A 23,997-nucleotide genomic window follows, 5' to 3' on the forward strand; every position below is an offset into this window, starting at 1 on the left:
CACCTGCGCCTTGGCGCAGGGCGGTAACGCGTGACTGCACGTCGCTGCTTTCACATAGGCATGTCGTCAACATGCGCGCTGGCAACGCTGTTCTGTCGCATCGCGGTTGCTTGACGTTGCACCGCCCGTCTTTCCACTGATGGACGAGGGGCAAGCCCTTGCACGGCGCGGACACGGACCGACTCTCCGTACCCGCGTGGCAGCACAACGCGCTCACGCGCGTTCGCTTGCAGCCATCACACCCGCCCGAACACCAGGGTGCCGTTGGTCCCGCCAAAGCCGAAGCTGTTGGACATCACCGTGTTCAAGGTGGCTTCCTGTGTCTGCCGCAGGATCGGGAAGCCTTCGGCGCGCGGGTCGAGTTCGTCGATATGCGCCGAGCCGGCCATGAAGCCATCGCGCAACATCAGCAGACTGTAGATCGCCTCGTGCACGCTGGCTGCGCCCAGCGAATGACCGGACAGCGCCTTGGTCGACGACAGCGGCGGTACGTTGTCGCCGAACACCGCGCGCACCGCGCCCAGTTCGGTGACATCGCCCAGCGGTGTCGAGGTGCCGTGCGTGTTGAGGTAATCGATCGGCCGATCCAGCCCCTGCATGGCCATGTGCATGCAGCGCACCGCGCCTTCGCCGCTGGGCGCCACCATGTCCGCGCCATCGGAGGTCACGCCATAGCCGAGCAGTTCGGCATGGATACGTGCGCCGCGTGCGATGGCGTGGTCGTAGTCTTCCAGCACCAACATGCCGCCGCCGCTACCGATGACAAAACCGTCGCGCTGCGCATCGTACGGGCGCGAGGCCACTGCCGGGCGATCGTTGAAGCCGGTGGACAGTGCGCCCATCGCGTCGAACATCACGCTCATGGTCCAGTGCAGTTCTTCGCCGCCGCCGGCGAACATCACATCCTGCGCGCCATGCCGGATCAAATCGGCTGCCGCGCCGATGCAATGCGCCGAGGTCGCGCAGGCGGCCGACAGCGAATAGCTCAGGCCACGAATCTTGAACGCGGTCGCCAGCGAGGCCGACACCGCCGAGCACATCGTACGCGGCACCATGTACGGGCCGACCTTGCGCACGCCGCGGTTACGCAGCAGGTCGGCGGTTTCCACCTGCCATTGGCTGGACCCACCACCGGAACCGGCGATTACGCCGGTGCGCACATCGCTAACCTGTTCGGCACTCAGGCCCGCATCGGCAATCGCATCGCGCATGGCCAGATAGGCGTACGCAGAGGCGTCGCCCATGAAGCGTTTGAGCTTGCGGTCGATCAGTGCTTCCAGATCCAGCGTGACCGCACCGCCCACCTGGCTGCGCAGACCGGCCTCGGCATGGTCAGGCAGGGCGGTGATGCCGGAGCGGCTTTCGCGCAATGCGGTGGAGACGGTGTCCAGGTCATTGCCCAGACACGAAGTGATGCCCATTCCGGTGACGACGACACGACGCATCAGAAGTTCTCCGTCGAAGTGAACATGCCCACGCGCAGATCCTTGGCGGTATAGATTTCGCGCCCGTCCACCAGCATGCGCGCATCGGTCTGCGCCATCACCAGCTTGCGGTTGATCACGCGGCTCACATCGATCTCGTAGCTCACCAGCTTGGCGCTGGGCAGCACCTGGCCGGTGAACTTGACCTCCCCGCAACCCAGCGCGCGGCCGCGGCCTGCAGCGCCGATCCAGGTCAGGAAGAAGCCGGTCAGCTGCCACATCGCATCCAGCCCCAGGCAGCCGGGCATCACCGGGTCGCCGATGAAATGGCAACCGAAAAACCACAGGTCGGGGCGCACATCCAGCTCGGCGCGAATCACGCCCTTGCCGTGCGCGCCGCCGGTGTCGCTGATCTCGGTTATGCGGTCGAACATCAGCATCGGGTCGTTCGGCAGCCGGCCGCTGTCGGGTCCGAACAATTCCCCGCGCGCGCTGGCCAGCAATTGGTCGCGCGAATACGCACTTTGACGAGTCATGACAAACGTTTCCTGCAAGGAGCGAATGGCGAAGCCGGCAAGGGTGCATGAGCCGGCGCGGTTCAATCAAACGTTTTATCCGTACGCATGCGTGCTGTTTTCAGACGATTGCGCGCTGCGGCACGCAATGGGGTGCGTCGCCACCTCGACCCGGTACACGCAATCCAGCCGTCGGCAACAGCGACATCGGGACGCCGCCATGACGGTCCAGCGCGATGGCGAAGGCGAGAACCGGCGACGGTCGCGCCCGTTTCCTGCCGCTTTGCCGTGAGTACTGGATCAAGGCGTGAGACGCGGCTGCTCTATCATGGCCACAGCCCTGTTAAGAGACACCAGCTTGATGCGCAAGATCGTGCACGTGGACATGGATGCGTTCTACGCGTCCGTGGAGCAACGTGACGATCCCAGCCTGCGCGGCAAGCCGGTGGTGGTGGCCTGGCGCGGTGCGCGCTCGGTGGTCTGCGCGGCCTCCTACGAGGCACGCACCTTCGGCATCCGCTCGGCGATGCCGGCGCTGCGCGCCGAGCGGCTCTGTCCGGATGCGGTGTTCGTGCCTCCGGATTTTGCGCGTTATAAGGCCGTGTCGCGGCAGGTGCGCGAGATCTTTTATCGGCATACCGATCTGGTCGAACCGTTGTCGCTGGACGAAGCCTATCTGGACGTCACGCACGCCAAGACCGGCATGCAGCTGGCCACCGAAATCGCGCAACTGATCCGCACCCAGATCCGCGACGAAACCCGGCTCACCGCATCGGCCGGTATCGCGCCGAACAAGTTCCTGGCCAAGATCGCCTCGGACTGGCGCAAGCCCGATGGCCAGTTCGTCATCGCGCCTAGTCGCGTGGATGCGTTCCTGCTGCCGCTCAAGGTCAATCGCATTCCGGGCGTGGGCAAGGTGATGGACGGCAAGCTGGCTGCGTTGGGCATTGTCACCGTGGCCGATCTCCGACTGCGCCCACTGGAAGAATTGCAGGCGCATTTCGGCAGCTTCGGACACAGCCTGTATCGCCGCGCGCGCGGCATCGACGACCGCCCGGTGGAGCCAGACCAGGAAGTGCAGTCGGTGTCCTCGGAAGACACCTTCAGCGAGGATCTGGCGCTCGATGCACTGGACCCGCACATCCTGCGCCTGGCCGAAAAAACCTGGCTCGCCACGCGGCGCACCGAGCGGATCGGGCGCACGGTGGTGCTGAAACTGAAGACCTCAAGCTTTCGCATCCTGACCCGCTCGTACACGCCCGAGCAGCCGCCGGCTTCCTTTGATGCATTGGCGCAGATTGCGCTTGCACTGACCAAGCGTGTGGAGCTGCCCGACGACACACGCTATCGCCTGGTCGGAGTGGGGTTGAGCGGTTTCAGCGATGCCGAGGAAGGCGCGGTGCAGGGAGAGTTGTTCGGCGAGATGCCGCAGGCGCAGTGAGTGCAACGTCGTGCCTGCGATGCCGTGTGGTAGAGCAGCTACCAAAAACGACTGTGTTCAGCGCCAGGCGGGCGCAGCCGGCGCTCGGTGCGGCATGTACCACACGAACACCCCGGGTCTGAGCACGCTGTCCACACCCACCTGACGATTGCTCACGACGTTGTATTAGCCGCTCTCAGCCTGCTGCATGCAGCGATGACTGCATCACGCATCTGCATCGCGCACGCTGACACGGTTTGAATCCAGACGCTCGTACACTGCAGTCCGCTCCCCAACGAGGCGTTGTGCATGTTTCCGTATCCGCTGGTGATCTTCGACCTGGACGGCACGCTGGTGGACAGCGCACCCAATATCGCCGAAGCGCTCAACGCCACCTTGCACGAACTCGGGTTGCAGCAGTTCAGCGAGGCGACGATCCGCGGCTGGATCGGCGAAGGCGTGCACGTGCTGCTTGCCACTGCCTTGCGCGAAGCCGGCGGCACGCACGATGCCGATACCGCGATGCCGGTGATGATGCGTCACTACGAAGCTAGCCTGCTGCACAACCCGCAGCTGTATCCCGGTGTCGGCGAGGCCTTGGTTGGCCTGCGCGAGGCCGGTGCCACGCTGGCGTTGTGCACCAACAAACCATCGCGGTTTATCGCGCCGCTGCTGGAACATCTGGGCATCGCTGCGCAGTTCAGCAGCGTGCTCGGTGGCGATTCGCTACCGCAGCGCAAGCCCGATGCCGCGCCGCTGCTGCACCTGGCCAGGCAATTCCAGCACGCACCGCAGCAGTGCCTGATGGTTGGCGATTCGGCCACCGATGCGGCCGCCGCAAACGCAGCGGCAATGCCGTTGGCGATGGTGCGCTACGGCTATCTGCGCGGCTTCGATGTGGAGAGCTCCGGTGCGGTGGCGATCATGGATGACATGCGCGAGCTGCTCGCATTGACCTAGAGCGACCGACAAAACGACCGCGCGGTAGCCAGGCGGTCGTGATCGGTGATCGGTGCAGCGCGTCCTGTTTCCTTACCTGCGGTTCTGAGCTTAGCGTCCGCATCCAACCGACGATCGCTTCGTAGCTGCTGTTAGCTGCGTCTGGTGTATGGCGCGACACGACAGCGCTGTCGACAGCGGAGTGGGTGCGCTAGCTGGAGTTCGCAGCGGGGTTTTTGCGTGGTGTGCCGCTGACGTTGCGACCAAGCGCTGCGCGCAACGCTCGCAGCCATCGTGTCATGCGCTGCCGCACTGCGCCGATACCAGACGCCGCAACTGCGCTCCATCCACTGCGTTCGTTCAATCCTCGCGCGTCTGGCTCGGATCCGCAGCGTCATCGTGTCCTTCGAGCATGTCGCCATGCGTATCGTCGTTGTCCGCCCGCGCGTAGTGCACGGTTTCCACCGGCCCCGCGACCGCGCGGCCGCGCACCGGCAACAGCGCACTGGCCGTCTCGTACTCGGCCAGCAAGGCATGCCGACGCGCTTCCGGCACGTCCTGCCAATGGCAATCGGTCAACGCGCCTTCCAGCGAATACAGCAGATTGAGGCTGGGCTTGAAACCGGCGCGGCGGACTTTGACGAAGGCGCCCACCGCGCCCACTGCCTGCAGATCCTCCTGCGTACGCAGACCGACCTGGCGCAGCCACGCCGCACTTTTCGGGCCGATATTGCGCAGCCGTTCGGTGGTCACGTCAACGCACCGACGAAAATCTGTGCGATGGCTTCCAGGCCCTGCTGATCGTCGGCGTCGAAGCGATCCAGCTCCGGGCTGTCCAGATCCAGTACGCCGATCAACGTATCGCCCTTGACCAATGGAATCACCAGCTCCGAGCGCGATGCCGAATCGCAGGCGATATGCCCGGGAAACGCGTCCACGTCGGCAATGCGCTGGCTCTGTCGGGTGCTGGCGGCCGCACCGCACACGCCCTTGTCCAGCGGAATGCGCACGCAGGCCGGCAAGCCCTGGAATGGACCCACCACCAGCTCGCGGCCATCGTAGAAATAGAAGCCGGCCCAGTTGAGCGACGGCAGCGAATTGAAGATCAGTGCGGCCAGATTGGCGGCGTTGGCGATCCGATCCGGCTCGCCGTGCACCAGGGCTTTGGCCTGGGCGGTGAGCTGGGCATATTGTTCCGGCTTGCTGCCGGTCAGCGACGAGGTGGCGAACATGGCCGAAGTTTAGCAGCGGCCATCCGCAGCGGCATTGCGACTCAGCCGCGCGTTCGGATCCGCACGTTATGCTGCGCGCCCTCTCGGCAATGGCGGCCCGGCCGCAGGATCGAATGCATGCAGCACCCTGCGTTGTACGTCACCGGCACCGACACCGGCATCGGCAAGACCATGGGCAGCACGGCATTGCTGCATGCGTTGCGCGCGCGCGGGCACACCGCGGTGGGGATGAAGCCGGTCGCCAGTGGCTGCGAACAGACGCCGGATGGCTGGCGCAATGAAGACGCGCTGGCGCTGCAGGCGGCCAGCGACCCGCAACCGGACTACGCCACCCTCAACCCCTACGCCTTTCCCGCACCGCTGGCACCGGAGCTGGCCGCCGCCGATGTCGGCGTGACCCTGTCGCTGGACCCAATCGCGCAGGCGTTTGCGCAATTGCGTCGCCAGGCCGAGGTGGTGGTGGTCGAAGGTGTCGGCGGTTGGGCCGCGCCGCTCAGCGCCGATCTGGACCAGGCCGATCTGGTGCGCGCGCTGCAACTGCCGGTGGTGCTGGTGGTCGGCGTGCGGCTGGGCTGCATCAACCACGCGCGCCTGACCGCCGCCGCCATCGCCGCCGACGGGCTGGAATGCATCGGCTGGATCGCCAACGCGATCGACCCGCAGATGGAGCGCGTCGAAGAGAACATCCAGATGCTGCACCAGCGGCTGGCGATGCCGTGCTGGGGGCGGATCCGCTGGCGCCCGGGCGCCGATGCCGCCAGCCAGGCGCAGGAGCTGCGGCTACCGATTTAGTAGCGCCCAGGCGGCAAGCACGCCAGTACCACTCGCCGCGCGCAAGCTGCGGCGACAGATGGCCGGCAAACGCACAATAAAAAAGCCCGACAGAGGGAGGGATCTGTCGGGCCGGATTGCATGGGGGGAGGGACCCATGCAAAGACGCTGAATTTTTGCTGGCGGCTAGCTGCGCCGTGTCTTGCCTGCTGCGCCGGCCTGCTCGCTGCCGGTGTCGAACTGCTGCTTGGCAAACTGCCCAAGCTCGCTGGACATCTTCAAACCCATCCCGACCACTTCCTGGTTGGCCGAGGCCAAACGTTCCAGGTTGTCGCGGGCCAGTTGCAGACCTTTCGGCCAGAGCGTCTGGTAGGCACCCAGGTCGCGTGCCTGCGCAAACTCACCCAAGAAACTGGTGGTGGCGGTGACGTTCTGCTCCAGCGTGTCCAATGCCAACTGATTGGCACGTGCTGCGGCAGAGGCGAACTGACTGGTAAAGCTGTTTTCGAACTGCGCCGACATTGCGAACCCCTTCGGGAAAGCCGTGACCGTTTGTTGCGTTGCAGCATACGCGGATATTGTTGCGATGCAACAAGTTTCCTGAAGTTTCCCCAAACCTTGTTGGAAGTCGTTGCAATTCAATCGGTTAGATGATCGTCAAAAACGACGAAGCCGCCCATCAGGCGGCTTCGGGTCGAACAGTGCGCATGCGGTCAACCGCGATAGCGGCAGCCGGACGTGCAGGTTTCATGCACCACGATCTCGCTCAACTGCGGCAAGGCCGGCTTGAGCTGCTGCCAGATCCAGATCGCCAGCCGTTCGCTGGTCGGGTTCTCCAGCCCCTCGATGTCATTGAGGTAGTGGTGGTCCAGGCGGTCGTAGATCGGCTGGAAGGCGGCCTTGATATCGCCGAAATCCATGATCCAGCCGGTGTCGGCACCCGGTTCGCCGCTGACGTGCAGCTCGACCCGGAACGAATGCCCATGCAGCCGGGCGCACTTGTGGCCGGGCGGCACATTGGGAAGCCGATGCGCGGCTTCGAGCGTAAAGACTTTGAAGATATCCATGACGGTGATCGGCAAGCAGTAACGAAAGGGAAGGGCAGGTGCCGGCGTGGTGCCGGATCACGCAAGGGTCCGGACCGGCCGGGCCCGATACAAAGCAGGCCTGGATACAACGCGGGCCTGATACAACAAGGGCCGCATGGCGGCCCTTGTGCTCAGCAGAGGCTGCCTATCAGGCGCCGCGGTTGGCCGGACGGCCAGCGCCGCCACGGCTGTCGCGCCGGCCGGCACCTGCGCCCGCATTGGCCTGACGCGGCCCGGCGCTGCGCTGGCCACCCGGCTTCTTCGGGCCGGCATGCGCATGCGCATGCGCCTGACGCGGTGCATCGCCATGCGGACGACGCGCGTGGCTCTTGCGCGGTGCGCGATCGCCACCCGGCTGTTCGGCACGGCCCGGGGCGCTGTTGCCCCAACGGATCGGGGTCTGCGGCTCGTAGCCCGGCACGTCGCGGATTTCCACGTCGCGGCCCAGCATGCGCACGATCTGACGCAGCAGCTTGGCTTCGTCCTGCGCCACCAGCGAAATCGCCTCGCCGGTAGAGCCGTTACGGCCGGTGCGGCCGATACGGTGCACGTAGTCCTCGGCCACCATCGGCAGGTCGTAGTTGATGACCTTCGGCAGCTGGTCGATATCGATACCGCGCGCGGCGATATCGGTGGCCACCAGCACGGTCACGCGGCCGGCCTTGAAGTCGCTCAGGGCACGCATGCGCTGGCCCTGGCTCTTGTTGCCGTGGATCGCCGCGGTCTTGATGCCGGACTTTTCCAGGAACAGCGCCAGCTTGTCGCTGCCATGCTTGGTGCGCGCGAAGACAAGGGTCTGCTCGCGGCTGTCCTGCGCCAACAGGTGCAGCAGCAGATCGCGCTTGCGCGCGCCATCGACCGGGTGCACGCGGTGGGTGATGCTCTCGGCCACGGTGTTGCTCGGGGTGACCTGGATCTGCATCGGGTTGCGCATGAACTCCAGCGCCAGCTGCTTGATGTTCTCTTCGAACGTCGCCGAGAACAGCAGGGTCTGACGGTCCTGGCGCGGCAGCTTGGTCAGGATGCGCTTGATCGACGGCAAAAAGCCCATGTCGAGCATGCGGTCGGCTTCGTCCAGGATCAGCACTTCGATGCCGGACAGGTCCACGCTGCGACGCTCGATATGGTCGATCAGACGGCCCGGGCAGGCGATCAGCAGGTCCACGCCACGACGCAGGGTGTCGAGCTGGTTGCCCATACCCACGCCGCCGTAGATCACCGCGCTGGGAATGCGCAGGTACTTGCTGTAGCCGCGCAGGCTGTCGTGCACCTGGGTGGCCAGCTCGCGGGTCGGGGTCAGGATCAGCGCGCGCGGCTTGCGCGGGCCATTGACCGGCTGCGGGGTGGTGCCCAGGTGCTGCAGCAGCGGCAGGCCGAATGCGGCAGTCTTGCCGGTACCGGTCTGCGCGCCTGCCAGCAGGTCGTGACCGGCCAGCACCAACGGGATGGCCTGCTGCTGGATCGCAGTGGGGGTTTCATAGCCCTGCTCGGCCAACGCGCGCAGCAGGAAGGGCGCAAGGCCCAGGGATTCAAAAGACATCAGGAAGCTCCAAGTAAAGCGTCGCCACCAGGCCAGGCCCGGAGCGCAAACGCATTGCAGATGCAAAAAGTGAGGCTCGGAGCGTTCCCGTGAACCGCGCTGCGAGATGGTGGAACAACCCGATCAAGAAGCGATGGGTTTGTCGGCACCACGAAAGGCGTCGGGTGGGGCGGGCGAGCGGATCAATCGATCCTGGCCTCGCCGGCGGTCCCAAAGGGAAACGGACGGCCGCATGCAGACCGCGCAAGTGTACGCGCGTTTGGCGCGCTGCACAAAAGACCGCGTCTGCGGTTGGGCTACGGGTCAGTTGTTTCAGGTGCAACCACTGTTGCAACAGGTCGTACAATCGGCCGATCAGCCACAGCAACAGGATCGTCATGAAGCTAGGTTCCCTGAAGGAAGGCGGCCGCGATGGCAGCCTGATCGTGGTCTCACGCGACCTGAGCAAGGCCGTGCATGCCACCGGCATCGCGCCGACGCTGCAGCGCGCGCTGGAAGACTGGAGCAACGTCGCGCCACGGCTGAACGCCTTGTCTGCCTCGCTCGACGACGGCAGCGCCGATGGCGTCTTCGATCTGGATCTGCAGGCGCTGGCCGCGCCGCTCCCGCGCGCTTACGAATTTGTCGATGGCAGCGCCTACCTGCCGCATGTGGAGCGGGTGCGCCGCGCGCGCAATGCCGAGGTACCGGAGAGCTTCTACACCGATCCGCTGATGTACCAGGCCACCAGTGCCGGCTTCTACGGCCCGCGCGATGCCATCAAGGTGATCAGCGAGGACCACGGCATCGATCTGGAGGCCGAAATCGTGGTCATCACCGACGACGTGCCGATGGGGGCCTCGCCCGAACAGGCGGCCGCGCATATCCAGCTGATCGGCCTGGTCAACGATGTCTCGCTGCGCAATCTGATCCCGGCCGAGCTCGCCAAGGGCTTTGGTTTTGTGCAGTCCAAGCCGCGCTCGGCGTTGTCGCCGGTGTTCGTCACCCCCGACGAGCTAGGCGATGCGTGGCGCGACAGCAAGGTCCATCTGCCGCTGGTGACCCACGTCAACGGTGCCTGGTTCGGTGCGCCGGAAGCGGGCAACGACATGCAGTTCGATTTCGCCCAGCTGATCGCCCATGCCGCCAAGACCCGTCCGTTGTCGGCCGGCACGATTGTCGGCTCCGGCACCATCGCCAATCAGGACACCACGCTGGGCGCGTCGTGTTTTGCCGAACAGCGCGTGGTCGAGACCTTGCGCGATGGCAAGCCGAGCACGCCGTTCATGGCGTTCGGCGATGTGGTGCGGATCGAGATGTTCGATGCCAGCGGCGCCAGCATCTTCGGCGCGATCGAGCAGCGCGTCGAACGGCAGCCATTGCCATGACGCGCAGCGTCCTGCCGGCGGGCGCGGTCACTGGCGGTCGCGCATGAGCGCGGCGCTGGAGCTGTTTTCGTACTGGCGTTCAAGCGCGGCGTATCGCGTGCGCATCGGGCTGCAGCTGAAGTCCCTGGCGTATGTCACGCACCCGGTGCATCTGGTGCGCGATGGCGGCGAGCAGCATGCGGCCGCCTACGCGCAACTCAATCCGCAGGAGTTGGTGCCGACGCTGCGCCACGGCGCGGTGGTGATTCCGCAGTCGCTGGCGATTCTGGAGTATCTGGAAGAGGCCTTTGCGGACAGTGCGCCGCTGTTGCCAGCCGCCCCAGCCGACCGCGCCCGCGTGCGCGCGCTGGCGCAGGTCATCGCCTGCGATGTGCATCCTCTCAACAATCTGCGCGTCACCCACTACCTGGAGCGCGGCGTTGCGCTGGACGCGGCGCAACGCCAGCAGTGGACGCAGCACTGGATGCAGTGCGGCTTCAGCGCGCTGGAAGCGCAGCTTGCGCAAGACCCGCGCACCGGCACGTTCTGCCACGGCGAGACGCCGGGCCTGGCCGATTGCGTGCTGATCCCGCAGCTCTACAACGCGCGTCGGTTCGAGGTCGATCTGACACCGTATCCCACCTTGCAACGGATCGAACGACAGTGCCTGGCACTCCCGCCATTCGACGCTGCCCGGCCAGAGGCCCAGCCCGACGCGGCGGTGTGAGTGCAGCGAGATGTTCGACGGTGGCAGCAGTCCTTCGGCCATCGTTTCCCACAGGCACGGGACGTGCGGCGCGTTGAAGCGGTGCCGAGTAAGGAGAGGGCTTGAACGACAGCCCTGATCCGCGCCAAACCCCAGCCACGGGCCGCAACGGAAACAAATCAGTCGCAGCGGGCCGCAACAGAAACAGATCAGTCACAGCGCGCCGCAACGCGCGTGTCCGGTGCCCATGTCCTTCTCCCGCACGCGGGAGAAGGTGGCGCGCAGCGCCGGATGAGGGCGCTGCCGCGTCCCAGATCAAATAAACCCGTGACTGATCTTCGGCGCCGACGTTGCCTCGTAATCCGCGTACGGGTCATGCTCGCCGGAGCCGCCTTCGGACAGGCGGAACTTCAGCGCCAGGCCATCGCGCGAATCGGCTGCACGCAGCGCTTCTTCCTGCTCGATCTCGCCGGTCTTGACCATGCGGAACAGGCATTGATCGAAGGTTTGCATGCCTTCTTCCAGCGACTCTTCCATCGCCGCCTTGACCTCGTGCACCTGGCCGCGACGCAGCAAGTCGCGGATCATCGGGGTATTGAGCAACACCTCGGTGGCGGGGCGGCGGCGTCCATCCACGCCCTTGACCAGACGCTGCGAGACCACGGCGCGCAGATTCAGCGCCAGGTTCATCAGCACGTTCTTGTGCGCGCTTTCCGGGAAGAAATTGAGGATGCGCTCGATGGTCTGGTCGGCGTTGTTGGAGTGCAACGTCGCCAGGCACAGATGTCCGGTTTCGGCGAACGCGATGGCCGCCTCCATGGTCTCGGCATCCAGGATTTCGCCGATCAGGATCACGTCCGGCGCTTCACGCATCGCATTCTTCAGCGCGCTCTGGAAGGCGTGCGTGTCCAGGCCCACCTCGCGCTGGTTCACAATCGACATCTTGTGTTTGTGCAGATATTCGATCGGGTCCTCGATGGTGAGGATGTGCCCGGTGGTGGTGCTGTTGCGGTGGTCGATCATCGACGCCAGCGAGGTCGACTTGCCGGAGCCGGTCGAGCCGACCACCAGCACCAGCCCGCGCGGGGTCATGATGACGTCCTTGAGCACCTGCGGCAGGTTGAGCTCTTCGATGCTCGGGATCCGGCTGCGGATGGCGCGGATCACCATGCCCACCTCGCCACGCTGCTTGAACACGTTCACGCGGAAGCGGCCGGCATCGGGCAGGGCGATGGCCATGTTGAGCTCGAGCTCGCGCTCGAACTGCGGCACCTGGCCTTCGTCCATCAATGAGTAAGCGATTTTCTTGACCATCCCCGGCGGCAACCCCGTGTTGCCGAGCGGGTAGAGCTTGCCTTCGATCTTGATGTACACCGGCGCGCCGGTGGTCAAGAACATGTCCGAGGCATTCTTTTCGGTCATCAGCTTCAGGAAGTAGCCGATATCCATGCGCAATGGTTCCCCAACAAACAGCAGCGTCTCGTTGCAAGTCCGCCGCAGGCTTCCGACAATGGCCGTGCTCGAGACTTCCTCGCTACGGCTCCCCTAATGACGGCTAGCTTCGCATACTTGCGGCGATCCCTGTATGGCATCGCCTGTTTCATGGTTCTTTCCTCTCCGGCCGCCGCCCAGGTGGCACCGGAGCTCACTGCCGCCGAACAGGCCGTACAACGCGCCACCCAGGCCGATGCCGACCAATACGCCCCGGATCTGGTCAATCTGGCCCGCCAGGAATTGATGCAGGCCCAGCAGGCGCAACTGGACAAGCGCCAGCGCAAGGAGGTGCCGCAGATCGCCCTGCGCGCCGCCGCCGATGCCGATCTGGCCAAGGCGCGCAGCGAAGAGGCCGTGGTCAGCGCCCAGCTGGAGCAACGTCGCAAGGAAGTGGCGCAGCTGCAGAACACCCTCAACACAGGGGAGAACGGCCGATGAAACTGCGTCCCTTGCTTTACATCGGCGCGCTGAGCCTGGCCACGCTGTCTCCGCTGGCCATGGCCGCCAAGGACGACCCGCAGGCCGACGCGCTCAATCGGCGCCTGGCAGCGTTGCAAAACGACCCGCAGACCAGCGATCTGGCCCGCTACGAGCGGTTGCAGGCCCAGCAAAGCGTGGCGGCACTGGCCGAGGCCAAGCGCCGCGACCGCGATGCGCTGGTGTTTCTGGCCGACCGCCGGGTCGAGATCGCCGAGCTCACCGCCCGCACCGCGCTGGCCCGGCGCGAGCTGGATCGCCTGGAAGGCACTCGCAACGATCTGCTGATCGAAGCCAGCCGCCGTGACGCCTCGCGCGCCCGGCAGGAGGCCGAGCGTCTGCGTGTGCAGGCGCAGATCCAGGCCGAGGAGGCTGAGCGCATGCGTCAGGCCGCCGAGCAGGAAACCCTGGCCCGCCAGGATGCCGAGCTGGCGCTGACCAGCGTGGCCGGCAAGCAGACCGCCAAGCTCAATGCCGCCCAGCAGAAGGCTATCCAGCTCGCCCATGAAGAAGCCGAGTTGGTGGCCGGCGCCAAGCTGCCGTCATCCAAGGTGGACAGCCGCGGCGAAGTGTTCTCGCTGGGCAGCGGCGCGTTCGGTGGCAAGGCGGCCTTGTCCGGCGATGCGGCCGGGCAGGCCAAGGCGTTGGCCGAGTATCTGAACATCGGCAAGAAGGGGCGGGTCAGCATCGTCGGTTTCGACAGCGATGCGGGCACAGCCAAGAAGCGTGCCGAGGCCCTTCGCGACGCGTTGGTCGCTGGCGGTGTCGCGGCATCGCGGCTGCAGGTCAGTGGTGGCAAGGGTGCCGCCAGCAAAACGCGTGCGGCCGAGGTCGTTGTGGCGCCATAGTGCAAGTGGTTGGAAGTTAAGGTCTTTTAACCCGGGCATGACGCCCGGTTGAACCGCGGTCACTGATTGACGCAGGGAACGGCAAAAGCAGCCGTTGCGGCCTTGAACCCCCTCCGCGACCGGCGTAGGGTCGTACCTCCGGGCAGCAACTCCGCCGCCCGGAAAGTACGGAGGGCCGGGCCAGTGACGCAAGGGCACGCAGCGACGCAAGCGGTTGGAACAGATGGTGGTTTCGTCAGTGCGTCTGCCGTTGTGACCTTTGCCAACGTGACTCGTGGGTCTTCCATTCCCAAGCAGCGCCCTGTGCCGTTCGCGGCCGGGGCGTTCTTGTTTTAAGTGAAGGAGGTAACGCCATGTTCGAAGGGCAACCGCAGACCGAAATCGACGCATTGATCAAGTCCGATCCCGAGTTCAAGCAGCTGTACCAACGCCACAAGCTCTTGAACAAGAAATGCATGGATGCCGAACTTGGGGTGCTCCCCATCGACGACGTGACCTTGGGTCAGATGAAACGCGAAAAATTGCAGGCCAAAGAAAAACTCACCCGGATGTACGACCAGCTCACGCACTGATCCTTCCCCACCGTTAGAACAAGTTCACCGTCGCGGGCGGTGGCAGCCTCCTCGTCGGCTGTCACCGTCCGCGTCTTTCGTTTTGGCAGAGGCCTGTTGTGCGACGCGCTGCTCGTTGTGAGCAGTTGAGCACGCTCGTTCATGGGCGGACACGATCGTTTCCCGCCTGAATGAGCATTCCCCGGCCGTTCGTCGGATAATGATCGGCCTAGCCCGCGCGGCGCAGCGACGATATCCCGATGGCGATTCATTCCTCCGTACTCGAACTGATTGGCAACACGCCGATCGTCAAGGCCCAGCGCCTGGACACCGGCGTCTGCGAGCTGTTCCTCAAGCTGGAGGCGAATAATCCCGGCGGGTCGATCAAGGATCGCATCGGCCTGTCGATGATCGAAGCGGCCGAGCAGCGCGGCGACCTCAGCCCCGGCGCCACGCTGGTGGAAGGCACGGCCGGCAACACCGGCCTGGGTCTGGCCCTGGTGGCGCAGCAGAAGGGCTACCAGCTGATCCTGGTGGTGCCGGACAAGATGAGCCGCGAGAAGATCTTCAATCTCAAGGCCATGGGCGCCAACGTGGTGCTGACCCGTTCGGACGTGGCCAAGGGCCACCCGGAGTACTACCAGGACCTGGCTGCCAAGATCGCCGCCGAAACCCCCGGCGCGTACTTCATCAATCAGTTCGGCAACCCGGACAACCCGGCTGCGCATGAATTCGGCACCGGCCCGGAAATCCTGGCGCAGATGGACGGCCAGTTGGACGCGATCGTGTTCGGCTGCGGCAGCTCCGGCACCATGACCGGCCTGTCGCGCGCCTTCGCTACCGCCTCGCCGCACACCGAACTGGTGCTGGCCGACCCGGTGGGCTCGATCCTGACCCAATACATCGAAGAAGGCACGGTCAGCGAGAAGTCCGGCAGCTGGCTGGTCGAAGGCATCGGCGAAGATTTTCTGCCGGATATCTCGGATTTTTCGCGGGTCAAGAAGGCCTATTCGATCAGCGATGCCGAAAGCTTCCACACCGCGCGCGAGCTGTTGTCCAAAGAAGGCATCCTCGGCGGCTCGTCTACCGGCACGTTGCTGGCCGCAGCGCTGAAGTATTGCCGCGAGCAGACCACGCCCAAGCGGGTGCTGGTGTTCGTGTGCGATACCGGCAACAAGTATCTGTCGAAGATGTACAACGACTATTGGATGCTCGACAACGGTTTCCTGGAGCGCCCGCAACACGGCGACCTGCGCGACCTGATCCTGCGCCCATACAACAAGCGCGACACTGTGGTGGTGGGCCCGAAGGACCTGCTGACCACCGCCTACCAGCGCATGAAGCTCTACGACGTGTCGCAGCTGCCGGTGATCGATGATGGCCAACTGGTCGGCATCGTCGACGAAAGCGATGTGCTGCTGCATGTGTATGGCGATGAAGCGCGCTTTCGCGATCCGATCTCCACTGCCATGGTCAGCAAACTCGATCGCCTGGATGTCGCTTCCCCGATCGAAGCGCTGCTGCCGGTGTTCGACCGCGGCCAGGTCGCCATCGTCATGGACGGCACGCAATTCCTGGGCCTGATCACCCGCATCGACCTGCTCAACTACCTGCGTCGCCGCGTGCAGTGATCGCGCAAGGCCGCGCGTGTCAGTGAGACGCGCGGCATTGGCCGTTCAGACCTGCTTGATACAATCGCCCACTTTTTCCGGGAACCTCCATGTCCAACCGCACTACCAAGAGCCACGATGGCGAGCGCGCATTGGCGCTTGCAACGCTGGCGATCCATGGAGGGCAGTCGCCAGATCCCAGCACCGGCGCAGTGATGCCGCCGATCTATGCGACGTCCACCTACGCGCAGTCCAGCCCCGGCGAGCATCAGGGCTTTGAGTACTCGCGCACCCATAACCCGACGCGGTTTGCGTACGAGCGCTGCGTTGCCGCGCTGGAAGGCGGCACGCGCGCGTTCGCGTTTGCCTCGGGCATGGCCGCCACCTCCACCGTGATGGAATTGCTGGATGCCGGCAGCCACGTGGTGGCGATGGACGACCTGTATGGCGGCACCTTCCGCCTGTTCGAGCGCGTGCGCCGCCGCACCGCCGGCCTGGATTTCAGCTTCGTCGACCTGACCGACCCGGCCGCCTTCGAAGCCGCGATCCGCCCCGATACCAAGATGGTGTGGATCGAAACCCCGACCAACCCGATGCTCAAGCTGGTCGACATCGCCGCGATTGCTGCCATCGCCCGCAAGCATGGCTTGCTGATCGTGGTCGACAACACCTTCGCCTCGCCGATGCTGCAACGCCCGCTTGAGTTGGCCGCCGACATCGTCGTGCATTCGGCCACCAAGTACCTCAACGGCCACTCCGACATGGTCGGCGGCATCGCGGTGGTTGGCGACAACGCCGAGCTTGCCGAACAACTGGCCTTCCTGCAGAACTCCATCGGCGGCGTACAAGGCCCGTTCGACAGCTTCCTCGCACTACGCGGATTGAAGACCTTGCCGCTGCGCATGCGTGCGCACTGCGAGAACGCACTGGCGCTGGCGCAGTGGCTGGAAACCCATCCCGCCATTGAAAAGGTGATCTACCCCGGCCTGGCCTCGCACCCGCAGCACGCACTGGCCAAGCGCCAGATGTCCGGCTTCGGCGGCATCGTCTCCATCGTGCTCAAAGGCGGCTTCGACGCAGCCAAGCGCTTCTGCGAAAAGACCGAACTGTTCACCCTGGCCGAATCACTGGGCGGCGTGGAAAGCCTGGTCAATCATCCCGCCGTCATGACGCACGCCTCCATCCCAGTGGCTCGCCGCGAACAGCTTGGTATCAGCGATGCGCTGGTGCGGCTGAGCGTGGGGGTTGAGGATTTGGGGAATTTGCGTGGGGATTTGGAACAAGCGTTGCAATGAGTCATTCGAATCAAAATAAGCGAGATTTTCATCCAGGCTTGAGTCCACTCGCTCCCTATTTATCGTTGTTTCGACATCGGCAATTGATATGGGAGCTGTGTAAGCGCGATGTGACCGGAAAGTATCGCGGCTCACTCGGTGGTACATTTTGGGCCTTTCTCAATCCTTTGCTAATGTTGGCAATTTATTCTTTTGTCTTTGGCTACATTTTCAAATCCCGCTGGTCTGGGTCGGGCGTAACTGAGACGCACTTTGCGGTTGTTTTATTCTCAGGATTGATTTTTGGAAATTTCTTCTCGGAGTGCCTTAGTCGGGCGCCGGTTTTGATCACGTCCAACCCGAACTACGTTAAGAAAGTGGTCTTTCCACTCGAGGTTCTAACTTGGGTGGTGGTGGGGACCTCAGTTTTTCATGCGCTAATAAGTTTTATGGTATTGCTGATTGCAATGTTGCTGACTGGCGCGTCCATGTCGGTAACTGCTTTGCTGTTTCCATTCATCATGATTTTGTTCCTGCCAATGGCGTCTGGGGTCACCTGGTTGATATCTGCCTTGGGCGTCTATTTTCGTGACGCGCAGCAGATCATGGCCGTCGTCTCGACTGCGCTTGTGTTCCTAGCACCTATCTTCTATCCGCGTAGCAGTTTGCCTCAAGATTATCAGTGGTTGCCAATGCTCAATCCACTGACGTTTGTAGTAGAGGCGGGCCGTGGTGTAGCGCTTTGGAATACGCTGCCGGAAGTAACCCACGTCTTGCTTTACTTTTTGGTGTCCTCCCTGGTCTGTTGGTTCGGTTGGCTGGGTTTCAATGCGACGCGCAGGGGGTTCGCGGATGTCCTTTGACGCGGTTATCGACGTCGATCAAGTCAGTAAGCGCTACGAGATCTACGCCGAGCCTTCCGACAGGTTCAAGCAGATGGCAGTCTCCGCCCTGGGGCGCGTCTTTTCATTAAGGGAGCGGCGTTATTTCAAGGAATTTTGGGCGCTGCATGGGGTTTCTTTTCAGGTGCAGCGCGGAGAGTGTGTTGCGTTAATTGGGCGTAATGGGTCCGGCAAGTCCACCTTGTTGCAGATCATTGCGGGAACCGTCACGCCGACCACTGGATCGGTTTCTGTTAATGGACGTGTCGCTGCGTTGCTAGAACTGGGTTCAGGCTTTAATCCGGAATTTTCGGGGCTTGAGAACGTTTATCTCAACGCATCCCTTCTCGGACTCTCGCGCGACGAGGTAGAAGCAAAGCTCGATGACATTCTTGCATTCGCAGATATTGGCGAATTCGTTCACCAGCCCGTGCGCACTTATTCTAGTGGAATGACCGTGCGGTTGGCGTTCGCTGTGCAAGCTCAGATCGATCCGGATGTGCTAATCGTTGATGAAGCGTTGGCGGTTGGCGATGCCCGCTTTCAAGCGAAGTGCTTTTCTCGACTGAAATCACTACGGGAGCGCGGGACTTCTATCTTACTTGTGACGCATTCGACAGAGCAGGTAGTCACACATTGCGATCGCGCGATTTTGATCGATCAGGGCCAGAAGTTAGAAGATGGTGCGCCTCGCCCTGTCGTGAATCTGTATCTCGATCTGCTTTATGGTCGTCAGAAATCTGCTGCGGCGTCCGCATCATCGCAAGTCATGCCAACAAGCAGCATGCAACTCGATCACCAATTGGCTCAGTTCGACTCCGAATTTGGCGAGCGTGAAGAAACGATGTTCGCTTCGCGTCCACTGTTCAATCCATACGAACACCGTTGGGGCGACGGAAAGGCTGAGTTGCTTGACTTTGCCCTATTCTCTCAAGGCCAAGCTTTTCCTAATAGCTTGCCTGCTGGTGCTGAGATAGAACTTTATTTGCGTTACCGTTGCGACGCCGATCTAATAAGGCCGATCCTAGGTATCACTTTGAAAACCAAGGAGGGGCTGACTGTGTATGGAACCAATACCGAGATGGCGGCGGTAGAGGGCGTATTTAAAGCCGAGGGCAAGAGCGGGATAGCCCAATGCCGAATGAGGTTGAATTGTGCAGCAGGCGATTACTTTATTTCCGTGGGATTGGCTAGCCGGGAGACTAATGGCGAGGTCGTTCCGCACGATCGGCGATACGATGCAATTCACTTATGTGTCGAGTCGACTCTTCCCTTCATCGGAATCACTGATCTCCGAGCTAGTTTGAAACTGATATGACCCAGTATTCTGACCCAAGTGCAATTTTAGATGCATACGTTTTCGATAAGCAAACCAACTGCTGGCAGCGCGCGGAGAGTGGCATAGAGTGGGCCTATTCTGACGGCTATGCGGTAGAGGATAATCTCTATCAGTTGGTTGGATCTTGCATGGATCGAAGTGTGCAGTCCGTCGAACTAGCTGACCGAATTACCGACTGGCCAACGCGCTACTATTTCAGCGCACGCCGTGCGAATCTACTCAGGCCCCTTGCCGGAATGCTGCAAGGGGATGTTCTTGAGGTTGGGGCAGGTTGCGGTGCGATTACGCGCTATCTAGGCGAAACGGCCAACACTGTCGTGGCATTGGAGCCTGCTATACGTAGAGCGCGAGTGGCCAAGAAGCGTTGCGAGGATCTCAGTAATGTTCACGTCGTGGTCGACAACCTTGAAGAATTCGTTACTGAAAAGAAGTTTGATGTAGTTACCCTCATTGGCGTCCTTGAGTATGCTGAACGGTTTTCAGATCGAGAGGATGCAGCTTCGTACTGGTTAGATTGTGCGCGCAAACTGCTTAAACCAGGCGGGGTTCTACTGCTTGCGATTGAGAATCAACTGGGTCTGAAATATTTTGCCGGGGCGCCAGAAGATCATCTCGGACGTCCTATGCTGGGTCTGGAAGATATCTATGAAGGTAGCGGAGCACGCACTTATGGGCGTCGTGAACTGGAAAGTATGGTCTACGCCGCTGGCTTCGCTGATATCGCGGTTGCATTGCCTTTTCCGGATTATAAGCTTCCAACGTCGGTTTGGTTTTCAAGGGATGTGCAGACCGCAACATGTTTTGATGGTGGCGCAGCGCTTGCGGCCGCATCTGTTACGCGCGATCCCCAGGTCGGCCGCCCCCCGCTGTTTGCAATCGATCGCGTCTGGGATGTAGTGGCGCGCAACGGACTACTGCCTGACATGGCGAATTCATTTCTGATTGTCGCGCATACCCAGTCGGGTAGCTCGCAGTTCGGCGTGGATAACAGCGATGTATCGGGATATCACTTTTCGACAGAGCGCGACAAGCCATTTGTGAAAGAAACGCGGTTTGAGTTGCGCAGCGGCCAACCCTGGGTGACGCGCAAATTCCTGATGCCTGACCTGACCCATGAGGTCGATGGGTTTCGATGCGCTATTGCGGATGAGCCTTACATCGCTGGCAGTGCGTTCACCAAGTCGTTTTACGAGATGCTGCTGCGTGATGGATGGCGAATTGAAGATGTCGGATCCTGGGTCAGGCAGTGGCTTGACGCGGTTGGTGTGCATCTTGGCCTTGATCCCGAGGTACTTATTAAGGCGCGTTACGATGCTGGTCTGCCACTGCCAGGTAATGTAGTCGATCTAGTGCCGCATAACCTGATAGAAAGTGCCGACGGAGCTCGTGTTTTCATCGATCTGGAATGGCGGGCGGCGGGTTCTGTGCCTCTGGGATATCTAGTCTTCCGGGCGCTGTTTGAGGTGGTGGCTGCCTGCGTCAGAGTGGCTCGGCCCTATGATGCACGCCATTTGCAAGTTGTGCACTTTATCTCGGACGCAATGAGGGAATGCGGCGATCTGCTGGTACCTTCTGTGCAGGATTTCGTGCGTTATCTGGCAATGGAAAGCCGCTTTCAATTAGCCGTTTCAGGTAGGTCGGGAATGCCAGATTATGCGGACTTCTCGCAATCCAGACTGCCGGCGAGTATTAGTTCGGCCCAGGAAGGTCCGCTGGGTAATGTGCTTGCCGAATTCAGTGATACCCGTGAGAGTTTGGAGCGTGTGCTCGCCCAACATAAAGCGCTGTCGATCGAACATCATGATGTGGCGGAGTGGGCAAAGCAACTAGATGCAGAGCTGATGAGATTGCGTGAAAGCAACGCAGCATTGGTGACTGAGCATGAGGAAGTTGCCACTTGGGCAAAAAATCTGGATAGGCAGGTTGACGTGCTGATAGCTCAATCAGCAGTCGACAAAGCTCATCTCAAAGAGGTTTTGGCCCGTGAGAAGGAAGTTCTAGCCCGCGAGAGCTTATTGCTTAGGTCGCAATCATGGCGTGTAACAAAGCCGTTGCGTTTTGCGATGCGCTTGGTGCGTGGCGACTGGGGCACTGTAGCAAGTTCCTTGCGCGGCAAGCGCTGGACGCAGACACCGCTGTTGAATGCCGTTCGGTCTCCGGTGAAGCGCATTCTAATGCAGCGCGGAAAAGCAAGCCCGGCCACGCCCAAAGGCTTGTTGATGAATGCGCACGAGGATCCGATAAAGTTGTTGGATGGTGTTGTTTTCGACGTGGTCGATAAGCCTGAAGTCACCATCATTATTCCTGCCTATGGACGGCTTGATCATACTGCAGCTTGTGTGAGGTCGATTCACGCAAATCTACCTCGTGTAACAATGGAGGTACTAGTTGTTGAGGATGCGTCCGGCGATACGCAAATTGGCGCGCTGAAGGAAGTGCCTGGGCTGCGATACTTCGAAAATCCGGTTAATCTTGGATTTCTTCGGTCATGTAATCATGCTGCCTCCCTTGCAAAGGGGCGATACATCTATTTCCTAAACAACGATACCGAGGTGACTGAAGGCTGGTTGGATGCGTTGATGAGTACTGCCAGTTCCTGGCCTGACTGTGGTTTGGTTGGCTCCAAGCTTATTTATCCTGATGGGCGTTTACAGGAAGCTGGTGGAATTGTCTGGAAGGATGCCAGTGCTTGGAATTATGGTCGACTGGACGACCCTTCCCGTAGTATCTACAACTACACGCGTGAGGTTGACTACATTTCTGGCGCTTCGATTATGATCGAAAAAGCGTTATTCGATTCCTTTGGCGGTTTCGACGAATATTATCTGCCTGCTTATTTCGAAGACACCGACCTTGCGTTTAAATTGCGTGCATCAGGGCGCAAGGTCGTTTATGAGCCGAAGTCGGTTGTGGTTCACTACGAAGGTATCTCGCACGGCACTGATACAGGGGCTGGTATCAAGGCGTACCAGTTGGAGAATCAGAATAAGTTTCGCAAGCGTTGGAGTGATGTTCTTGAGCGCGAGCACCTGGAAAACGCCGATCGCCCCTTTCTCGCCCGCGATCGTAGCCACCTTAAGAAGGTAGTGCTCGTCATCGATCACTATATCCCACAGCCAGATCGGGATGCAGGCTCGCGCGCCATGTATCAGCTGCTCATGTTGCTGGTGGATCGCGGTTACTCAGTGAAGTTTTGGCCAGAAAATATGTGGTACGACGAGCCTTATGCACGACCCCTTCAGGATGCGGGCGTGGAGATAATGTATGGTGGCGAGTATGTGACTGGTTTTAGAAGTTGGATTGCCGAGAACGGCGCGAGTATCGACGCGGTGATCTTTAGTCGTCCGCACATCAGCGCATGTTTCATCGATGACGTCTCTGCACATAGCCGTGCTTCACGCCTCTATTATGGTCACGATATTCATCACTTGCGTCTTATGGAACAGATGAAAGTTGACCCCTCGCCTGCTGTTGAGGCAGAGATAGAACGTTTCCGATTGCTTGAGGAAATGTTGTGGCCCCGGATGGATGGCATCTATTATCCGTCTGAGCTTGAATCAGCCTACGTCAGGCAATGGGCCGAAGAACATGATATGAAAGCGGCAGTCCGTACCGTACCTCTTTACGCGTACGACGGGGTCTTGGCTGGCGCGCAGGATAACTTGGCCTCACGACGCGACATTTTGTTTGTTGCGGGTTTCGGCCACCCGCCAAATGCTGATGCCGCTGAATGGCTGATCCATAACGTCATGCCGTTGGTCTGCGCGAAGCGGCCTGACATTCATGTCACGCTCGCCGGCTCCAAGCCAACTGAACGCGTCCAGGCCTTGGCAGGCCCCAGGGTAACAGTCACGGGTTTTGTCAGCGATCATGCTCTTGAGCAGCTATACAAGCGGGCACGTGTGGCGGTGGCACCATTGCGATTCGGCGGCGGGATGAAGGGCAAGGTACTGGAGGCAATGCGACATGGTCTTCCCATGGTTACTACGACAACGGGTATGCAAGGTCTTTCAGACGCTGAGTCTTTCGTTTATGCAACGAACGAGGCATCCAGTTACGCCGAGTACATCCTCAAGTTGCTTGAAGATAACGAAGACTGGCTGATAAGGTCTAAAGCCGCTCAGAGCTTTATCTTGCAGAACTTCTCAAGCGAAACCGTATTCCGCGCGCTGTCGAATGAATTGCCGCCAGTAAGTGGAAGCAATTGACGATGTTCGGAAGAATTGGATCAAGTTTCCGCGCGCTCGTGATTCTCTGCACAGCTGCCATGGTGGCGTGTAGCCAGGAGGGTGGGCGGGCTGCGTATCCTGAGCGTTTCGGAGTTAAGATAGCTTCTCCTGCAACTTCGGTGGCGGTCACACCGGCTTTGCCCTTACGCATTGTTGGTTATGGTCCGCACGGGACACATAGAGGTCAACCGTTCAACATCCAGCCTGATGGCGCATCCGCTTTATGGGTCAAGCTCAGCAGCCCGGTCGACGCATCAGTAACGCGCGTGATACTTGCTGGAAAGCCACTGGTGACTACCACTCAAAGCACCAC

Annotated in this window: 22 protein-coding genes and 1 other RNA gene; 14 read left to right on the top strand and 9 right to left on the bottom strand. The window is 61.4% G+C overall.

The window, feature by feature from the left end; all coding sequences use genetic code 11:
* Nucleotides 1-236 precede the first annotated feature (236 nt).
* Together fabB and fabA are read right to left on the bottom strand one after the other, a co-directional pair.
* Nucleotides 237-1,445, bottom strand: a complete 1,209-nt coding sequence (gene fabB, locus VC212_RS05240; RefSeq protein ID WP_323514791.1) for a beta-ketoacyl-ACP synthase I — start codon at nt 1,443-1,445, stop codon at nt 237-239.
* Nucleotides 1,445-1,960: a 3-hydroxyacyl-[acyl-carrier-protein] dehydratase FabA gene (fabA, locus tag VC212_RS05245; protein ID WP_039421849.1), complete on the bottom strand. Its 516-nt coding sequence runs from the start codon at nt 1,958-1,960 to the stop codon at nt 1,445-1,447. Before fabA ends, fabB begins: the two co-directional genes overlap by 1 nt.
* 340 nt (nt 1,961-2,300) lie before the next feature.
* On the opposite strand from fabA, the gene dinB reads away from it, so the two are divergent.
* The 3 genes from dinB (at nt 2,301) to gph (ending at nt 4,319) form a co-directional block, all read left to right on the top strand.
* Nucleotides 2,301-3,380, top strand: coding sequence for a DNA polymerase IV (gene dinB, locus VC212_RS05250; protein WP_323514826.1), 1,080 nt, complete (start codon nt 2,301-2,303; stop codon nt 3,378-3,380).
* Nucleotides 3,381-3,474: 94 nt separating this feature from the next.
* A non-coding RNA gene (locus tag VC212_RS05255) (sX9 sRNA) lies at nt 3,475-3,551 on the top strand.
* 117 nt (nt 3,552-3,668) lie between these two features.
* Nucleotides 3,669-4,319, top strand: coding sequence for a phosphoglycolate phosphatase (gene gph / locus VC212_RS05260; protein ID WP_323514789.1), 651 nt, complete (start codon nt 3,669-3,671; stop codon nt 4,317-4,319).
* A gap of 339 nt (nt 4,320-4,658) precedes the next feature.
* Here the strand turns inward: gph and VC212_RS05265 are convergent, their stop codons facing one another.
* Together VC212_RS05265 and VC212_RS05270 are read right to left on the bottom strand one after the other, a co-directional pair.
* Nucleotides 4,659-5,051 carry a TfoX/Sxy family protein gene (locus tag VC212_RS05265; RefSeq protein ID WP_323514788.1) on the bottom strand — a complete coding sequence of 131 codons (393 nt, stop codon included), beginning with the start codon at nt 5,049-5,051 and terminating at the stop codon, nt 4,659-4,661.
* Complete coding sequence (locus tag VC212_RS05270; RefSeq protein ID WP_055848072.1) at nt 5,048-5,530, bottom strand: GAF domain-containing protein; 483 nt, start codon at nt 5,528-5,530, stop codon at nt 5,048-5,050. Before VC212_RS05270 ends, VC212_RS05265 begins: the two co-directional genes overlap by 4 nt.
* A gap of 117 nt (nt 5,531-5,647) precedes the next feature.
* Here VC212_RS05270 and bioD point away from each other — a divergent pair, with 117 nt between their 5' ends.
* Entirely contained in the window at nt 5,648-6,322 is a 675-nt protein-coding gene (bioD, locus tag VC212_RS05275; protein ID WP_055848074.1) for a dethiobiotin synthase, read from the top strand.
* A 165-nt stretch (nt 6,323-6,487) separates the two neighbouring features.
* On the opposite strand, the gene VC212_RS05280 is transcribed toward bioD, so the two are convergent.
* The 4 genes from VC212_RS05280 to VC212_RS05295 all read right to left on the bottom strand — a co-directional run bounded on the left by VC212_RS05280 (nt 6,488) and on the right by VC212_RS05295 (nt 9,308).
* Nucleotides 6,488-6,823, bottom strand: coding sequence for a phasin family protein (locus tag VC212_RS05280; RefSeq protein ID WP_323514787.1), 336 nt, complete (start codon nt 6,821-6,823; stop codon nt 6,488-6,490).
* Between the two features lie 191 nt (nt 6,824-7,014).
* Nucleotides 7,015-7,368: a 6-carboxytetrahydropterin synthase QueD gene (queD, locus tag VC212_RS05285; RefSeq protein ID WP_055850251.1), complete on the bottom strand. Its 354-nt coding sequence runs from the start codon at nt 7,366-7,368 to the stop codon at nt 7,015-7,017.
* 169 nt (nt 7,369-7,537) lie between these two features.
* Nucleotides 7,538-8,929, bottom strand: coding sequence for a DEAD/DEAH box helicase (locus VC212_RS05290; protein ID WP_323514786.1), 1,392 nt, complete (start codon nt 8,927-8,929; stop codon nt 7,538-7,540).
* Complete coding sequence (locus VC212_RS05295; protein WP_323525944.1) at nt 8,919-9,308, bottom strand: hypothetical protein; 390 nt, start codon at nt 9,306-9,308, stop codon at nt 8,919-8,921. Before VC212_RS05295 ends, VC212_RS05290 begins: the two co-directional genes overlap by 11 nt.
* Here VC212_RS05295 and VC212_RS05300 point away from each other — a divergent pair.
* Nucleotides 9,307-10,296 (top strand): fumarylacetoacetate hydrolase family protein, encoded by a 990-nt coding sequence (locus VC212_RS05300; protein ID WP_115554628.1) that lies wholly within the window; start codon nt 9,307-9,309, stop codon nt 10,294-10,296. The two genes, VC212_RS05295 and VC212_RS05300, sit on opposite strands and share 2 nt — an antisense overlap.
* 43 nt (nt 10,297-10,339) lie before the next feature.
* Nucleotides 10,340-11,002: a maleylacetoacetate isomerase gene (gene maiA / locus VC212_RS05305; protein ID WP_323514785.1), complete on the top strand. Its 663-nt coding sequence runs from the start codon at nt 10,340-10,342 to the stop codon at nt 11,000-11,002.
* 294 nt (nt 11,003-11,296) lie between these two features.
* Here the strand turns inward: maiA and VC212_RS05310 are convergent, their stop codons facing one another.
* A complete protein-coding gene (locus VC212_RS05310; RefSeq protein ID WP_323514784.1) occupies nt 11,297-12,430 on the bottom strand; it encodes a PilT/PilU family type 4a pilus ATPase in 1,134 nt (377 codons plus the stop codon).
* A 99-nt stretch (nt 12,431-12,529) separates the two neighbouring features.
* On the opposite strand from VC212_RS05310, the gene VC212_RS05315 reads away from it, so the two are divergent.
* From VC212_RS05315 to VC212_RS05350, 8 genes are all read left to right on the top strand, one after another.
* Nucleotides 12,530-12,913, top strand: a complete 384-nt coding sequence (locus VC212_RS05315; RefSeq protein ID WP_055848089.1) for a DUF4398 domain-containing protein — start codon at nt 12,530-12,532, stop codon at nt 12,911-12,913.
* Entirely contained in the window at nt 12,910-13,800 is an 891-nt protein-coding gene (locus VC212_RS05320; protein WP_055848091.1) for a hypothetical protein, read from the top strand. The genes VC212_RS05315 and VC212_RS05320 overlap by 4 nt, the downstream gene beginning before the upstream one ends.
* A 353-nt stretch (nt 13,801-14,153) precedes the next feature.
* A complete protein-coding gene (locus VC212_RS05325; protein WP_005991804.1) occupies nt 14,154-14,372 on the top strand; it encodes a YdcH family protein in 219 nt (72 codons plus the stop codon).
* 239 nt (nt 14,373-14,611) lie between these two features.
* Nucleotides 14,612-15,982 (top strand): pyridoxal-phosphate dependent enzyme, encoded by a 1,371-nt coding sequence (locus VC212_RS05330; RefSeq protein WP_323514783.1) that lies wholly within the window; start codon nt 14,612-14,614, stop codon nt 15,980-15,982.
* A gap of 89 nt (nt 15,983-16,071) precedes the next feature.
* On the top strand, nt 16,072-17,256 hold the full coding sequence (locus tag VC212_RS05335) for a cystathionine gamma-synthase (RefSeq protein ID WP_323514781.1): 1,185 nt from the start codon (nt 16,072-16,074) through the stop codon (nt 17,254-17,256).
* On the top strand, nt 17,253-18,098 hold the full coding sequence (locus VC212_RS05340; RefSeq protein ID WP_115528938.1) for an ABC transporter permease: 846 nt from the start codon (nt 17,253-17,255) through the stop codon (nt 18,096-18,098). The genes VC212_RS05335 and VC212_RS05340 overlap by 4 nt, the downstream gene beginning before the upstream one ends.
* Nucleotides 18,088-19,434, top strand: a complete 1,347-nt coding sequence (locus VC212_RS05345; protein WP_115554624.1) for an ABC transporter ATP-binding protein — start codon at nt 18,088-18,090, stop codon at nt 19,432-19,434. The genes VC212_RS05340 and VC212_RS05345 overlap by 11 nt, the downstream gene beginning before the upstream one ends.
* On the top strand, nt 19,431-23,663 hold the full coding sequence (locus VC212_RS05350; RefSeq protein WP_323514780.1) for a glycosyltransferase: 4,233 nt from the start codon (nt 19,431-19,433) through the stop codon (nt 23,661-23,663). Before VC212_RS05345 ends, VC212_RS05350 begins: the two co-directional genes overlap by 4 nt.
* The last annotated feature ends 334 nt before the right edge of the window (nt 23,664-23,997 follow it).

This window comes from Xanthomonas sp. WHRI 8932A, from assembly GCF_035012785.1.
Taxonomy (GTDB): Bacteria; Pseudomonadota; Gammaproteobacteria; order Xanthomonadales; family Xanthomonadaceae; genus Xanthomonas.

Coding starts and splice junctions, on each gene's coding strand:
- fabB (WP_323514791.1), bottom strand. CDS start 1,445: ATGCGTCGTGTCGTCGTCACCGGAATGGGCATCACTTCGTGTCTGGGC.
- fabA (WP_039421849.1), bottom strand. CDS start 1,960: ATGACTCGTCAAAGTGCGTATTCGCGCGACCAATTGCTGGCCAGCGCG.
- dinB (WP_323514826.1), top strand. CDS start 2,301: ATGCGCAAGATCGTGCACGTGGACATGGATGCGTTCTACGCGTCCGTG.
- gph (WP_323514789.1), top strand. CDS start 3,669: ATGTTTCCGTATCCGCTGGTGATCTTCGACCTGGACGGCACGCTGGTG.
- VC212_RS05270 (WP_055848072.1), bottom strand. CDS start 5,530: ATGTTCGCCACCTCGTCGCTGACCGGCAGCAAGCCGGAACAATATGCC.
- bioD (WP_055848074.1), top strand. CDS start 5,648: ATGCAGCACCCTGCGTTGTACGTCACCGGCACCGACACCGGCATCGGC.
- VC212_RS05280 (WP_323514787.1), bottom strand. CDS start 6,823: ATGTCGGCGCAGTTCGAAAACAGCTTTACCAGTCAGTTCGCCTCTGCC.
- queD (WP_055850251.1), bottom strand. CDS start 7,368: ATGGATATCTTCAAAGTCTTTACGCTCGAAGCCGCGCATCGGCTTCCC.
- VC212_RS05290 (WP_323514786.1), bottom strand. CDS start 8,929: ATGTCTTTTGAATCCCTGGGCCTTGCGCCCTTCCTGCTGCGCGCGTTG.
- VC212_RS05300 (WP_115554628.1), top strand. CDS start 9,307: ATGAAGCTAGGTTCCCTGAAGGAAGGCGGCCGCGATGGCAGCCTGATC.
- VC212_RS05295 (WP_323525944.1), bottom strand. CDS start 9,308: ATGACGATCCTGTTGCTGTGGCTGATCGGCCGATTGTACGACCTGTTG.
- maiA (WP_323514785.1), top strand. CDS start 10,340: ATGAGCGCGGCGCTGGAGCTGTTTTCGTACTGGCGTTCAAGCGCGGCG.
- VC212_RS05310 (WP_323514784.1), bottom strand. CDS start 12,430: ATGGATATCGGCTACTTCCTGAAGCTGATGACCGAAAAGAATGCCTCG.
- VC212_RS05315 (WP_055848089.1), top strand. CDS start 12,530: ATGACGGCTAGCTTCGCATACTTGCGGCGATCCCTGTATGGCATCGCC.
- VC212_RS05320 (WP_055848091.1), top strand. CDS start 12,910: ATGAAACTGCGTCCCTTGCTTTACATCGGCGCGCTGAGCCTGGCCACG.
- VC212_RS05325 (WP_005991804.1), top strand. CDS start 14,154: ATGTTCGAAGGGCAACCGCAGACCGAAATCGACGCATTGATCAAGTCC.
- VC212_RS05330 (WP_323514783.1), top strand. CDS start 14,612: ATGGCGATTCATTCCTCCGTACTCGAACTGATTGGCAACACGCCGATC.
- VC212_RS05335 (WP_323514781.1), top strand. CDS start 16,072: ATGTCCAACCGCACTACCAAGAGCCACGATGGCGAGCGCGCATTGGCG.
- VC212_RS05340 (WP_115528938.1), top strand. CDS start 17,253: ATGAGTCATTCGAATCAAAATAAGCGAGATTTTCATCCAGGCTTGAGT.
- VC212_RS05345 (WP_115554624.1), top strand. CDS start 18,088: ATGTCCTTTGACGCGGTTATCGACGTCGATCAAGTCAGTAAGCGCTAC.
- VC212_RS05350 (WP_323514780.1), top strand. CDS start 19,431: ATGACCCAGTATTCTGACCCAAGTGCAATTTTAGATGCATACGTTTTC.